This window comes from Rhodococcus sp. OS5 (assembly GCF_056837585.1).
Genome location: NZ_CM166368.1, coordinates 184,195 through 197,203 on the forward strand (window position 1 = coordinate 184,195; position 13,009 = coordinate 197,203).

The 13,009-nt window shown below is 62.2% G+C and carries 12 protein-coding genes; 9 read left to right on the forward strand and 3 right to left on the reverse strand.

What is annotated here, in order from left to right:
• Positions 1-62 precede the first annotated feature (62 nt).
• The 4 genes from ACVZUB_RS00895 to ACVZUB_RS00910 all read left to right on the forward strand — a co-directional run bounded on the left by ACVZUB_RS00895 (position 63) and on the right by ACVZUB_RS00910 (position 4,687).
• On the forward strand, positions 63-1,412 hold the full coding sequence (locus ACVZUB_RS00895; protein ID WP_003944160.1) for a DUF1254 domain-containing protein: 1,350 nt from the start codon (positions 63-65) through the stop codon (positions 1,410-1,412).
• 156 nt (positions 1,413-1,568) lie between these two features.
• Positions 1,569-2,141: an HdeD family acid-resistance protein gene (locus ACVZUB_RS00900; protein WP_003944155.1), complete on the forward strand. Its 573-nt coding sequence runs from the start codon at positions 1,569-1,571 to the stop codon at positions 2,139-2,141.
• Positions 2,142-2,145: 4 nt separating this feature from the next.
• Entirely contained in the window at positions 2,146-3,294 is a 1,149-nt protein-coding gene (locus ACVZUB_RS00905; RefSeq protein ID WP_042920602.1) for an AI-2E family transporter, read from the forward strand.
• A gap of 43 nt (positions 3,295-3,337) precedes the next feature.
• The gene (locus ACVZUB_RS00910) at positions 3,338-4,687 is read left to right on the forward strand and encodes a YhgE/Pip domain-containing protein (protein ID WP_063315273.1); all 1,350 of its coding nucleotides are present in this window, start codon (positions 3,338-3,340) and stop codon (positions 4,685-4,687) included.
• Here ACVZUB_RS00910 and ACVZUB_RS00915 read toward each other — a convergent pair.
• Positions 4,684-5,307, reverse strand: coding sequence for a superoxide dismutase (locus ACVZUB_RS00915; RefSeq protein ID WP_003944189.1), 624 nt, complete (start codon positions 5,305-5,307; stop codon positions 4,684-4,686). The two genes, ACVZUB_RS00910 and ACVZUB_RS00915, sit on opposite strands and share 4 nt — an antisense overlap.
• Positions 5,308-5,567: 260 nt before the next feature.
• Here ACVZUB_RS00915 and ACVZUB_RS00920 point away from each other — a divergent pair, with 260 nt between their 5' ends.
• The 3 genes from ACVZUB_RS00920 (at position 5,568) to ACVZUB_RS00930 (ending at position 8,106) form a co-directional block, all read left to right on the forward strand.
• Positions 5,568-6,746 (forward strand): acyltransferase family protein, encoded by a 1,179-nt coding sequence (locus ACVZUB_RS00920; RefSeq protein ID WP_047272742.1) that lies wholly within the window; start codon positions 5,568-5,570, stop codon positions 6,744-6,746.
• Positions 6,685-7,398, forward strand: coding sequence for a peptide-methionine (S)-S-oxide reductase MsrA (gene msrA, locus ACVZUB_RS00925; protein ID WP_020905733.1), 714 nt, complete (start codon positions 6,685-6,687; stop codon positions 7,396-7,398). The genes ACVZUB_RS00920 and msrA overlap by 62 nt, the downstream gene beginning before the upstream one ends.
• A 111-nt stretch (positions 7,399-7,509) precedes the next feature.
• On the forward strand, positions 7,510-8,106 hold the full coding sequence (locus ACVZUB_RS00930; RefSeq protein WP_482628075.1) for an Rv1733c family protein: 597 nt from the start codon (positions 7,510-7,512) through the stop codon (positions 8,104-8,106).
• Between the two features lie 15 nt (positions 8,107-8,121).
• On the opposite strand, the gene ACVZUB_RS00935 is transcribed toward ACVZUB_RS00930, so the two are convergent.
• Both ACVZUB_RS00935 and ACVZUB_RS00940 read right to left on the reverse strand, forming a co-directional pair.
• On the reverse strand, positions 8,122-9,051 hold the full coding sequence (locus ACVZUB_RS00935) for an LLM class F420-dependent oxidoreductase (protein ID WP_482628076.1): 930 nt from the start codon (positions 9,049-9,051) through the stop codon (positions 8,122-8,124).
• A 16-nt stretch (positions 9,052-9,067) separates the two neighbouring features.
• Complete coding sequence (locus ACVZUB_RS00940; RefSeq protein ID WP_083057973.1) at positions 9,068-10,849, reverse strand: hypothetical protein; 1,782 nt, start codon at positions 10,847-10,849, stop codon at positions 9,068-9,070.
• Positions 10,850-11,264: 415 nt separating this feature from the next.
• On the opposite strand from ACVZUB_RS00940, the gene ACVZUB_RS00945 reads away from it, so the two are divergent.
• Both ACVZUB_RS00945 and ACVZUB_RS00950 read left to right on the forward strand, forming a co-directional pair.
• Positions 11,265-12,242 (forward strand): DUF4328 domain-containing protein, encoded by a 978-nt coding sequence (locus ACVZUB_RS00945; protein WP_064688001.1) that lies wholly within the window; start codon positions 11,265-11,267, stop codon positions 12,240-12,242.
• Positions 12,239-13,003: a glycerophosphodiester phosphodiesterase gene (locus tag ACVZUB_RS00950; RefSeq protein ID WP_003944175.1), complete on the forward strand. Its 765-nt coding sequence runs from the start codon at positions 12,239-12,241 to the stop codon at positions 13,001-13,003. The genes ACVZUB_RS00945 and ACVZUB_RS00950 overlap by 4 nt, the downstream gene beginning before the upstream one ends.
• Positions 13,004-13,009: the final 6 nt, after the last annotated feature.

Consider the following 13,009-nt stretch of genomic DNA (forward strand, 5'->3'; position numbering starts at 1 on the left):
CACACAAGAGAGGGAGAGTGCCAGCCAGGTTTGCGCTGGTGAGGGCGGTGGTATGCGCAGACATGACTCTGTCGAAGAACCGTTCTCGGCTGGAAGACCTGGCAACGCAGGCGTGGATCTTCGGATATCCCCTGTTGATTGCTGCGGTATCGCGGGATGTCATGACGGCGGTGCCTTCGCCGGTGGCGATGAAAGCCCCGCTCAACCAGTTCGCATACGCGCGTACGACGCCGGATGCGACCTTCACCGATGTCGTCTCACCCAACGCGGACACTCTCTACTCGTCGGGGTGGCTGGACGTCTCGACGGAACCGCAGGTGCTCTCACTGCCGGACTTCGGCACCCGGTACTGGCTGGTCCCCATCCTCGACGCGTGGAGCGACGTGTTCACGGTTCCGGGATCTCGGACAGTCGGGCGGACCGGGGGACCGTACCTGGTGGCCGGGCCGAATTGGAAAGGCAACGTGCCCAAGGGTTTGACGCTGCTGCGGTCTCCGACGGCGATGAACTGGATAGTCGCCCGCTACGCGACGTCGGGGGGAACGGACCTGGCAGAAGTGCACAGCCTGCAGGACCGGACGCGACTCACTCCTCTGTCGGAGTGGACGGGTGACCCGCAGGACTACACGCCTGGTGAAATGCCGGTGAACCCTGCCGTCGACACGCGGACGCCGCCGGTGGACCAGGTGGCCGCCATGGACGGCGAGGCATTCTTCACCAGACTCGACGCACTTCTCGACGACAATCCTCCGCGTCCGGAGGACACCGAGATGATGAAACAACTGTCCGACATAGGAATCGGCTCCTCCTTGCCCTGGAGGTCGCGTCCGCAGGAGGTACGTGATGCCCTCGATAGAGCTGCGCGAACCGGTATGGACGTGCTGAGCGAGATCGCCGAAGAGGCCGAGGGCAGTCCGAAGAACGGCTGGACGATGCACCGCGGCTTGGGGCACTACGGAACCCATTACGCTCAGCGGGCTCTGATCGTCTGGCTCGGTTTCGGGGCCAATCTCGACGCTGATGCCGTGTACCCGCATGCCACGACGGACGTCGACGGGAAGCCGCTGACCGGGGCGAAGAAGTACGTCCTGCACTTCGAGAAGGACGAGCTGCCACCGGTCGAGGGCTTCTGGTCGCTCACGATGATGAACGAGCGGCAGTTCTTCGTGGACAACCCGATCGACCGATACGCGATTGGCGATCGAAGCGATCTGGTGTTTGCCGACGACGGTTCCCTCGACATCTATCTTCAGCACGAATCCCCTGGTGGTGAGAAGGAGCGGAACTGGCTGCCGGCTCCGTCCGGCGACTTCAACGTCTTTCTGCGCCTGTACTGGCCGAAGGCTGCAGTGCTGTCGGGATCGTGGACTGCGCCCGGTATTCGAGAAGCAAGTATTCGAGAAGCAGGCTGAAAGTCCCCTCGCTTCGTACCCGAAGAGCACAACTCGGTATCAGCCGCGCGTTTCGATGGGCGGAAAGGTCACAAGAGTCATACGATCTGTCGGTATTGCCCTGTTTGAAGAGCTGTTGAATCGGTCAGAGACACCCGCTTGTTTCGGAGGCTACTGATGGTCACGCAGAATCCGTTCGTGCAGTACGGCAAAGAGATCTGGTGGATGATCCTGATCCGCGGAATCTTCGGCGTGATCTTCGGAATCATCGCGCTCGTGTGGCCGGGAATTACCGTGGTGGCCTTGGTTTTCCTGTTCGGTATCTACTCCATCGCCGACGGTTTGATCACGATAGTTCGCGCCATCCGGGACCGCGAGCATCTGAGCTCGTGGGGTTGGTGGGTGTTCACGGGCGTCGTCTCGGTCGGAGCCGGCATCGTCGCGCTGGTCTGGCCGGGCATCACTGCGCTGGTGCTGCTGTACATAATTGCCTTCTACGCCATCATGTTCGGAATCTTCGGAATTGTCGGCGCCTTCAAGATGAAGGCGCTGCCCGGATCCAGTTGGGGATGGTTGCTCGCCGCATCGGTGCTTGCTGTCATCTTCGGCATCATTCTTCTCATCGCGCCCGGCGAAGGCATCATCAGCCTCATCTGGTTGTTGGGTTGGTACGCAATCCTGTTCGGCCTCTTCATGATCGTGGGAGCATTCCAGATCAGGAGCCGGGCAAAGGAAGCCGGTGTTCTCTAAGCCGGTGTTCTCTAAGAAGGGAAAGCCGGCCGTCGAGGCTCCCACTCCGATCCCCACGCTGTCCGGTAGCGAGAACTGGTCGATCCCGCGCGGTTTGATCGTCCTGCTCGGTATTGCCGCCACCGTGGTCGCCGTCGGCGGAATGAAGGTGTTCGGCGGCATCCTCGGACCGGTATTCCTGGCCCTGGTGCTGACGATTGCCGTTCAGCCCATTCAGGATTGGTCACAGCGCCGAGGGTGGCCCAAGTGGGTCGGGATGCTCGGCTCACTGGTCACCGTGTACTTGATCCTGCTCGGGTTGGCGGCGTCGTTGATCGTGTCGACGGCTCAGTTGGCGACGATCCTGCCGCAGTACTCCGAGGAGATGACCAACCTCCTCAACGAGGGCCGCGACAAGTTGGCCGACTTCGGAGTGAGCACCGAACAGATCCAAAGCACGCTCAGCAGTGTCGATCTCACGAAGGTTGTGGGCGTACTCGAAAGCGGGCTGGAGGGCCTGCTCGGCATCCTGTCGGATCTGGTGTTCATTCTCGCGTTGTTGTTGTTCATGGCCTTCGACGGCATGAGCATCCGCTCGCGGTTGCATGTGTTGTCCGAGCAACGTCCCGAAATCTCCTACGCGCTCTCCACCTTTGCCGCCGGAACTCGCAAATACCTGGTGGTCTCGACGGTCTTCGGTCTCATCGTGGCGGTACTCGACGGTGGCGCGCTGTGGCTCATGGGCATTCAGCTGCCCGTCCTGTGGGCGTTGCTGTCCTTCATCACCAACTACATCCCCAACATCGGGTTCGTCATCGGCGTGATTCCACCGGCGCTCCTGGGACTGTTGCAGGGCGGGCCGTGGCTGATGCTGTGGGTGATCGTCGTCTACTCCGTCATCAACTTCGTGATCCAGTCCATCATCCAACCCAAGTTCGTCGGCGACGCCGTCGGACTGTCGGTGACGATGACGTTCCTCTCACTTGTCTTCTGGTCGTGGGTTCTCGGGGCGCTCGGAGCGCTGCTGGCGATCCCGCTCTCGTTGTTGGTGAAGGCCGTCCTGCTCGACATCGACCCAGCCACGCGCTGGGCCGACATCCTGATCAGTGGGCCTCGGGACATGCCGAAGGAGGAACCCGAGGAGTCTGAGAAGCCGGCCACGCCCGCAGACTAGGGCTCTCAGTGTTTCTACAAGTTGTTGCTTTATCGTCTCGCCCATGAGCGCCGAGAACACCACAGAAAACTCCCATCGCCGGCCGTCACGACTCGGTCGACGGCTGGCAGTCGGTGGTGTGGCCGCGATCGTCGCGGCTGCGGTGGCGGGGATCGGGTTCGTGATCTTCGCGGGCGGTGCCGACACCTCGAACACCGTCGCGATCGTGAACGCCGACGCGGGAACCACGCTCGACGGCAAGGAACTTCGGGCCGGCGACACGCTGGTGGACACGTTGGGCAAGAACGAAGACTTCGACTTCCAGGTGGTCGACAACCCCGGCGGGAACTACTTCGCGACGTTGACCGTGCCGGAGGACTTCAGCGAAACCGTCGCGTCGATGTTCGGCATGGATCCACGGCAGGCGAGCGTCGACCTCGAGGTGAAGGGCTCGGATTCGGAGAAGTCGGCCGAGTTGACTCGGGCCGTGTCGGCGCAGGTCGGCGCGGACGGCATCAAGGGTCTGCTGGCTCAGACGTCGGCCGCCAGACGCTCGATCGATCAAAACCTCACCACCGCACAGATTCTGGTCGCCGGAACCAACGAGGCCGGAAAGTCGATCGATCAGGTGAAAGCAGGCGCAGGCACTCTGCTGCCGTACCTCGAGACCGCACGGTCCGGGGCGTTGGAGCTGATGAGCGTCGCGGATCAGGTGTCCGGTGTTGTCGATCAGGCGTCGGGGTCGGCGGAAGAGCTGGCCACGCGCGCGGACTCACTGGGCCTGACGCTGGGGGAGGCGTCTTCCTCGACCGCGGAACTGAAGACACGAATCGACGCGCTGCAGACTGCGCTGAACGGCCTTCCGATCCCGCCTGACGTGACAGCGCAACTGGCCGGTGTGAGTTCGGATCTCGGTGCGCTGAATGCGCAATTGGGCACCGTTCCGGCGCTGTTGGGTGGCTCGGTCGGGCCCGATACGGAGCTCGGGGATCTAGTCCGCACCGCTGTCGGGCAGCTGCAAGGCGCGAGCGATCAACTGAGCAGTGCTGCCGGACAATTGAACGACGGCCTCATTCCCATCGCTGATCAGGCGCCGCAGATGCTCGGTGACGTGACCGATCAGATCACCCAGGGATTCACGACGCTGCAAGGAATCGCCAAGTCACTGGTCACGGGCCTCGACGGCGCAAAATCCGGTATTCCCGCGATGACCACCCCGCAGCAGGTTCAGCTGACCTCGGTGCTGTCGGATCCGGTGGCCGTGAATCAGACCACCGCGAGCAGCGGTGACTCCGGAACTCGCACACTGGCATTGGTCTTCGGAGCCACGACGGTCCTGCTCGGTGGTGCTCTGCTGACACGAACGGCGGCGCCCCTGGTAAGGCGCCGCCGTTCGCAAGAAGCGCGTGACTAGACGATCAGACCTGCGGTCTGGGTACGTGCACGGTCGAAGCGAGCCGAAACGTCGTTCCAGTTGACGATGTTCCAGAATGCCTTGACGTAGTCGCCCTTGACGTTCTGGTAGTCGAGGTAGAAAGCGTGCTCCCACATGTCGAGGAGCAGCAGCGGCGTGAGGCCGATGGAGATGTTGCCCTGCTGATCGTAGAGCTGGACGATGATCAGACGCTGTCCGATCGAGTCCCACGCGAGGATGGACCAGCCGGAGCCCTGGATGGCGTTGGCGTTCGCGGAGAAGTGAGCGCGGAAGAGATCGAACGAACCGAAGTTGTCGTCGATCGCTGCGGCGAGTTCACCTTCGGGCTTGTCGCCACCGTCAGCGCTGAGGTTGTTCCAGAAAACGGTGTGGTTGGTGTGGCCACCGAGGTGGAACGCCAGGTTCTTCTCGAGCAGGTTGGCCTGCGCTGCGATGGTGTCGTTCTCACGAGCCTCGGCCAGCTTCTCGAGTGCAGCGTTGGCACCGGCAACGTAAGCCGCGTGGTGCTTGTCGTGATGCAGCTCCATGATCTTGCCCGAGATGTGCGGCTCGAGGGCTGCGTAGTCGTAGGGGAGTTCCGGCAGCGTGTAAACAGACACGAGGGTCCCTTCTTTGCGGGCTGGTGAGCCCTGGTGCTTTAGAGTGCGTCGATCACCGGTCACGGCGTGACGTCACTCGCGTATGTGCAAATCATTCTTCGGGTTTCCACCCAATAACATTCGTACACCGTCCGCAACAGTCCGGCTCAGGTAGTAATCACCAAAGAATAAAGTTTGGGAAACCGAACTTGCCCCGATCTAAGGGTAAGCTAATATGCGCAAATTCGTCGTAAAGGTGAACGGAACCTTAAACTTGCGCGATGCCCGCACCAGTTTTCCTCCCGGAATCACCAGAGGCGGCCGCGCCTCGGGTGAATCTTCCGGGCGCTGACCTGCTGCGAGCCCTGGCGGTTGCCGCCGTGATCTACTCCCACATCTCTTTCTACGTCATCGACGATCTCGGCTCGGGTTGGTGGGTGATCGACGTCGTCTACGGCGTTTTGATCGAGCCTGCCGAACTCAACCAGCACCTCTCTTTTGTCGGCGTCGCAGTATTCATGATGCTTACCGGTGCTCTGGTGACGCGATCCGCGATTCGCGACGGCCCCGGAAAGTTCTTGACCAACCGATTCAGTCGACTGCTGCCCGCATTCTGGGTGGCGACCGCGATTGCCATTCTTCTGGTCCGCCTCGGAATCAACGGAATGTTCAGCGGTCAGGAAGGTATTTCCGATACCGAAGCGTTGATGAGCTTTTTTCTCGGCGGATTCTTTCTCAAGCCCGAGGTAGCAGTTCTGGGAGTGACCTGGACACTCACCGTTCAATTCCTCTTTTATCTCGCATGTGTAGCGGCTCGCCCGATACTGCGGCTGCGACCGATCGTCATGCCGCTCGCCGGTGGTGCGCTGTGCTCGCTGGTGCTGCTCTACAACGTCTACGCGCCGCTGCCGTACACCGTGCCGATGCTGTCCAAGATCGCCGCGACGCTGCCGGCCGTCTTCCTCGGCCAGATCATGTACCTCGCGTGGGCGAAGCTCGCTCCCGGCCGCTGGCTGATCGCGGCCGTCCTCGTCCAGATGCACGTCATCATCGTGGCGACCCAGTTCCGCGTCTACTGGGCCGGTGAGCACTATCTGTGGACCATTTCGGTAGTCGCCGCAGCGGTAGTTCTCATCGGCCGCTACGACGGCGTCCCGACGCGCTGGCCGGTCGTGAAGTGGCTCTCGACGCGTAGTTACGTCATCTATCTCGTGCACACCCTGATCCTGTACCGCGTCGTCGAGAACACTGTTTTGTACGTCGGACCGACGCTGGCGTTTGCGCTCTTCCTTCTGGCCACGGCCGCGGTAGCAGAAATCGGCTACCGGTGGGTGGAGCTGCCCGGCGCCCGCGCGATCACGGCGTGGCGAAACAGTCGCTCGCGCGTAGCATCGAAGCATGAGCTGGTACGACGACATTCTGGGACGAGCGTCCGCAAAATCCACGCTGATCGCGCCTGAGGACGCACTCCCGGGCCGAGAGCAGAAAATGCCGGTTCCGACCGCGCACTACGTCAACGGGCATCCGTTGACGCCGCCGTTTCCGGCCGAACTGCAGACCGTCGTCGTAGGGATGGGTTGTTTCTGGGGCGCCGAGAAGGAGTTCTGGCAGCTTCCCGGCGTGTACACGACCGCTGCGGGTTATGCGGGCGGCTTCACGCCCAACCCGACGTACGAAGAGACGTGCTCCGGACGTACGGGTCACACCGAAGTCGTGCTGGTGGTCTTCGATCCCGCAGTGATCTCCTACGAGCAGATCCTGGCGCACTTCTGGGAGAACCACGATCCGACGCAGGGGATGCGTCAGGGTAACGACCAGGGCTCGCAGTACCGTTCGGCGATCTTCACGACGTCCGCGGAGCAGGAAGAAATCGCTCATGCGTCGGCCGTCGCTTTCGGTGAACGGCTTGCCGAAGCCGGATATGGAGCGATCACCACCGAAATCGGCCCGCTGCGCGACTTCTTCTACGCGGAGGATTACCACCAGCAGTATCTGGCGAAGAATCCCGGCGGTTACTGCCCGGTGCATGCCACGGGCGTCAGTTGCCCGGTCGGATTGCTCCGTCAGGATCAGGTTCCGGCGCAGACGGACATCCTTCCGCCGAGCGAATAACTGGACAGGTGTTGGAGGACACATGTGATTCAGCTCGTTAACACTTGCAACTAGATCGAAACAAAGGGAATCTCGATGTAAGAGTGTGTCGTCGAGAGAACTGAGCTCACAATGTCAGGTAGTACGCGAGGAACTGCGTCGCTGCTCCGACGCACCATTCATGTAGGCCACGATCCGATGGTTCGCCGCAGTGATCGGATCGAAGGGTTCATGTCCTTCGGTCTGATCATTTTCGCGATTCTTCTGCTGCCTCTCGCGGTATGGGCAGGGGCTGCGACTGCTTCGAGCCAGAACGCACTGATCGCCAAACAATCCGCCGAATTACACAGTATTTCGGCGACGACGACAGCAGATTCGACGCAGACCACCGCCTCGACAGCCGATTACATTGCGCCGACCACCGAAATGGCCAGCGCGCAGTGGAACTGGAACGGCCAGGTTCACTCGGGTGATGTCACTGTCGACTCGGCGACGCCCGCCGGCACCGAGGTCCCCATCTACGTCAATGATCAGGGCGACAAGACCGTAGCTCCGATCACTCAGAGCGCTGCCGACGTCGCAGCCGTGGTGACCGGGGTTTTCACCTGGTTCAGCGTGATGTCGCTGCTGGTCATCGCTTTCATGCTGGTGCGCGTCTTTCTCGACCGTTCCCGCTCGGCCCAGTGGGACCGAGACCTACGCGCGTTCCTCGACGCGAACGCGCTGTAGATCCCGGCCCATTCTTTACTGCAGTTGGGGCATGACCTCGCTTGCGACGAGTTCGAGATGATCCAGATCGGCGAGATCGAGAGTCTGCAGATACACGCGCTGTGAACCGGCCTCGGCGAAAGTGCCGATCTTGTCGACCAGCTCCGAAGGTGTTCCGGCCAGACCGTTCTCACGTAGCTCGTCGACGTCGCGTCCGATAGCCTCGGCGCGCTTCTTGATCCCCGCCTCGTCGCGGCCGCAGCACAGGACGAGAGCGTTGGAGTACACCAATTCGTTCGGATCGCGCTCGTGCTCGACGCAAGCCTGACGAACCCGCGCAAAGATGTCCTTCGTTTCCTCGAGGGACTTGAACGGGATGTTGAACTCGTTTGCGAACCGAGCGGCGAGCGCCGGAGTCTTCTTCTTGCCCGTGCCACCGATCAGGATCGGCGGACCGTCGACCTGGTGCGGTTTGGGAAGCGCGGGAGAGTTCTTGATCTGCACGTGCTTACCGTCGTAGTCGAACGTGTCGCCGACCGTCGTACGCCACAGACCGGTCACGACGTCGAGAGTTTCCTCGAGCAATTCGAAGCGATCCTTGAGCGCCGGGAACGGGATGCCGTACGCCTGGTGCTCTTCCTCGTACCAGCCGGCGCCGATGCCGAGGTCTACGCGGCCACCACTCATCTGATCGACCTGTGCGACCGAGATGGCCAGCGGTCCGGCGTGACGGAACGTAGCCGACGTCACCAGAGTGCCGAGGCGGATGGTGGATGTTTCGCGGGCGATTCCGGCGAGCGTGATCCACGCGTCGGTGGGCCCGGGAAGGCCGTCGGAATTCATGGCGAGATAGTGGTCCGAGCGGAAAAATGCGCCGTAGCCGAGTTTTTCGGCGGTCTGGGCAACAGTCAGTAGTTGTTCGTAGGTAGCGCCCTGCTGGGGTTCGGTGAATATACGCAGCTCCATGACTTCCACTCTGCCACTATTTTGCGGAGGTCGGGACGACGGCACCGACTTGTCCGGCGCCGAAACACAGGGTCGGTCCCGGTGTTGTCGGCGTGATCTTCACACTGTTTCCGTGGCCGACCAGGCGCACGAACACCGAGTGCAAACCTTGGGTGACGGGTACGGATACTGCGTCGCCGGACTCCAACGCAACATCGATCGTTCCGTCGGCGCTGGCGAGGTAATTGAGCTGAACCGTCCATTCCCAGCCGGCCAGGGGGCCGTCGAGGGGGAGCTCGGTCGGGCCTTCGGCACGGGTGCCGCAGTTCGGCGCCGTTCCTTCGGGAATCCTTCTCGTCCAGGTCACTTCGGCATCGACGATCTGACCGCTGTCGTCGATGGTGCGCAGAATCGGAGTGCTGGAAGAGAATTCGGGGCGATCAGGCAGCGGCGCGAGAACGTTGCTTGCCAAATTGTTCGGAAAGGCGACGGGAAGGAGCACTTCGATCGCGACGGGTTGCTCGAGCAGTGGAGCATCCTGATTCTGTGACAACGACATTCGCGCGTTCGCGAGGTAGTCGCGGGTCGGGTTCTCGCGCCAGATGTCGACGAACGTGACGGTCGAGACGAGCGAACTGATCACGAAGAGCACTGACAGGCCGGCGGCGACTGCGACGGGTATACGGGCCGGACGTCGCCGAGGCGCAGCGAGAATCAAAGCGGCGGCGAGGGCGAACACCGTCGCCGAATCCGTGAAGTAACGCAAGGTCTGCGCCAACTCGTACGTGGTGTCGGCGTCGGATCGGGTAGCGGTCATCGCCACCACTGAGGCCAGGAAGTACAGCGCCGCGGCGACCCAGATCCAGGCAGCGCCGCGTCGGGCACGCACTGTCATCACGGCCGTCGTCAGCAGCGCGGCCCAGGCTGCGACCACCAAAAGCGTCGGCGGATCGGCCCAGGCGGGGCTGGGGATCCACCGCTCCCAGCGCCAGGGGCCGCCGAGAAGAGTGGGAAGCATCCCCAAAGACGTTCCGTGATGCAGCAGTTCGGTGGACATCGAACGGCCGTATCCGGTGATCGGAGATTCGACAGTTGTCAGATACACCGGAATCCAGATCGCGAGCACGGCGGCGCAGGCCGTCCACAGGAGTCGGCACTTCGTGATCGCACTTCGTATCGGCGTTTCTTCACCTTGTGTGCGCAAGTGCAGCACCAGAAAAGCGAGTGCCACGAACGGAACGAGCACTGCTTTCTCGAAGAACAGCAAGGAGATGACAAAAACCGCGGTGCCCGAGAACACGTAGCGCACCTGCCCGGTGCGGTACAGCTTGATCGCGTCGCCGCATGCCCAGGCCAGCGCGATCTGGAGCGGCAACGCATTGAGCGCGGCTGCCCACCACGAGAACGCCGGAAGTGTCAGCGGGACGAACAGATACAGGAGCAGCGGAATCAACAGTGCCGGTCGCCGGCCGAGGACCAACCGAAGAGTGCGCAGAAGCGCCAACGACGCGGCGGCCTGACCGATGACGAGCAGCGTTGCCGACAGCGCCCAGTTGTACGGCGCGATACGGGCGATCAACCCGGTGAAGAAGAAGGCCGCGGGCATGAAGTGACCGTCGTGGTCGTAGAGCAGGAGTTCGCTCGAGAAGAGTGGGAAGCGTCCTCCGCGGCCCATCAGGATGAGGTCGTCCCAGTAGAAGTAATTGCTCGCGGCAACCCAGACGCGAATGACGAGCTGACATCCGATCAACACGAACGCGAGCTGCGTGACCCGTCTCGGGGTGAACGTCAGAGTTGGCTCGGGCTGTGGAGAAGTCATCGACGGTCATGCTTCCAGGTGTGTCAAAAACCGACTTCTCATAAAAAGGGGATACCGGTCTTTTCTGTCTTTTCGGGAGCAATTTCTGAATGGATTGTGAACTTTGCCGGGATAAATGACGTCGACGCCCGAAAGTTCACTGACCTGCGGTGTCAAATTCATCCTCGAGCCTGTGCATCGTTCGCTAACACCTGTCAGCAAATTCTCAGGGTCTTGCCCGTGACCTGTGGATAAAGCCCGATTCATTCATCCAGAACTGTGGATGAACCTGTGGAAACTGTGGATAACTCGAGTTTTTAAGTGGCGGAGGTCACATTATTCGAACAATGCAGGTGAACGCGGTGGAGGTTCGATCACAAATCGGGAGTGAATCCATTTGCTGCCGTTACCGATACGGCGTGACAGAATCGAAGTTGTGAGTGTCGTTCAGGTCTGCGCCCGGTGCGCCGCACGCTGGCCTGTCGTCGGCGGCCCGACGCAGTGGTGCCCGCGCTGCAGCGGCGTCCTGCTGATCCCCACCCGCACCGAGATCTACCAACCGCCCAACCGCCGTGGCTTCCGCTGGATCGCGCGCTCCCCGTCCGACCCCCGCGGCGTGGGGGACGCACCAGTGCGTCGTAGCTTCTCCACTCCGCGCTACGACGCTGTCCCGCAGTGGGGACTCCAGGACGTCGTCGACACCTCACCGGTGCCGCCCTCGCGAGCGGACCGGATGGCCGACCGAGTCGGGCCGTTGCTGACGCTCGCAACGATCCTCTACGGACTGGCGGTGTTCGCCGAACTGGGCAGATACGCGATCCTGGTCCGCAACCGCACCAGGCTGATCCCGCAGCCGCTGCTCACGGTCTCCGACGCCGCCGTGTACTTCACTCAGTTGGGTGGACTGCTGATCTCGGTCTTCGCGGCAATCGCCGCTGTGTGCTGGCTGCTTCGTCGGCGTCGTGAACACTTCGCAGGTGCCCGGGAATCCGATCCACGCACAGCGTCGGAAGTTGTCGTCGGCTGCGCTGTGCCGATCCTCAACCTGGTGATGCCGGCCGTTTATCTCTTCGAGTTGGTCCGCCGCGATCCGCGCGGAACCCTGCTGGTCAAGATCTGGTGGGGCTTCTGGGCATTCAGCGCTCTGCTGCTGGTGGTCAACGCGTACTGGCGATCACGCCCGGGGATTCAGGCAATGGCCGACGGGGTTCTGCTGAACGCTTTCATCGCACTGATCGCTGCCGTCACCGCGGCGTTGACGCTCGTCGTGATCCGCCGGATCGAGCGCAAGAGCTGGCGCGGTGAACCGGAATCGGAAACCCGCTGGGTGCCAGTGCCGCGCTCGGTGCTGGAAGAAAAGACGGTGCTGGAAGAGAAGACGGTGCTGGACGAGAAGGAGACCGCTGCCCTGTGAGCCCAGATCGTCGAGGTCCACTCGTCGTTGCGCACCGAGGTGCGTCGGCTGCGCGGCCGGAGCACACCCTCGCCGCCTACGAACTGGCCCTCGAGGAGGGTGCCGACGGGCTCGAATGCGACGTCCGGCTCACCCGCGACGGACACCTGGTCTGCGTTCACGACCGCAAGGTCGACCGCACCTCCAGCGGGACGGGGATCGTCAGCGAGATGACGCTCGATTCGCTGAACGCTCTGGACTACGGGTCGACGAGCGAACCGGCCGAACTGCTGACTCTCTCCGATCTCATCACCCTCGCTCTGGATTTTGCGCGCCCGGTGAAGCTGTTCATCGAGACCAAGCACCCCGTGAGGTTCGGCGGATTGGTCGAAGCCAAACTCCTGGCGGAACTGCACCGCTTCGGGATCGCGTCGCCGCCGTCGGCCGATCATTCGCGCGCTGTCGTCATGTCTTTCTCGGCGAGTGCGGTGTGGCGAGTGCGTCGTTCGGCACCGCTGCTGCCGACGGTCCTGCTCGGTGACGCGTCGCGGTACCTCGGCGGCGGTGCGTCGACGGCTGTGGGCGCTACGGCGATCGGGCCGTCGATCAAGGCGCTGCGCGAACATCCCGATCTGGTCGATCGGGCCGCCGCTGCGGGTCGCGCGACGTACTGCTGGACCGTCGACGACAAGGCGGATGTGGACCTGTGTCGTGAGCTCGGGGTCAGTTGGGTTGCCACCAACCATCCCGGGCGCACGAAGCAATGGCTGGGCAGCGTGTAGATTTTG

Coding starts and splice junctions, on each gene's coding strand:
- ACVZUB_RS00895 (WP_003944160.1), top strand. CDS start 63: ATGACTCTGTCGAAGAACCGTTCTCGGCTGGAAGACCTGGCAACGCAG.
- ACVZUB_RS00900 (WP_003944155.1), top strand. CDS start 1,569: ATGGTCACGCAGAATCCGTTCGTGCAGTACGGCAAAGAGATCTGGTGG.
- ACVZUB_RS00910 (WP_063315273.1), top strand. CDS start 3,338: ATGAGCGCCGAGAACACCACAGAAAACTCCCATCGCCGGCCGTCACGA.
- ACVZUB_RS00920 (WP_047272742.1), top strand. CDS start 5,568: ATGCCCGCACCAGTTTTCCTCCCGGAATCACCAGAGGCGGCCGCGCCT.
- msrA (WP_020905733.1), top strand. CDS start 6,685: ATGAGCTGGTACGACGACATTCTGGGACGAGCGTCCGCAAAATCCACG.
- ACVZUB_RS00930 (WP_482628075.1), top strand. CDS start 7,510: ATGTCAGGTAGTACGCGAGGAACTGCGTCGCTGCTCCGACGCACCATT.
- ACVZUB_RS00935 (WP_482628076.1), bottom strand. CDS start 9,051: ATGGAGCTGCGTATATTCACCGAACCCCAGCAGGGCGCTACCTACGAA.
- ACVZUB_RS00940 (WP_083057973.1), bottom strand. CDS start 10,849: ATGACTTCTCCACAGCCCGAGCCAACTCTGACGTTCACCCCGAGACGG.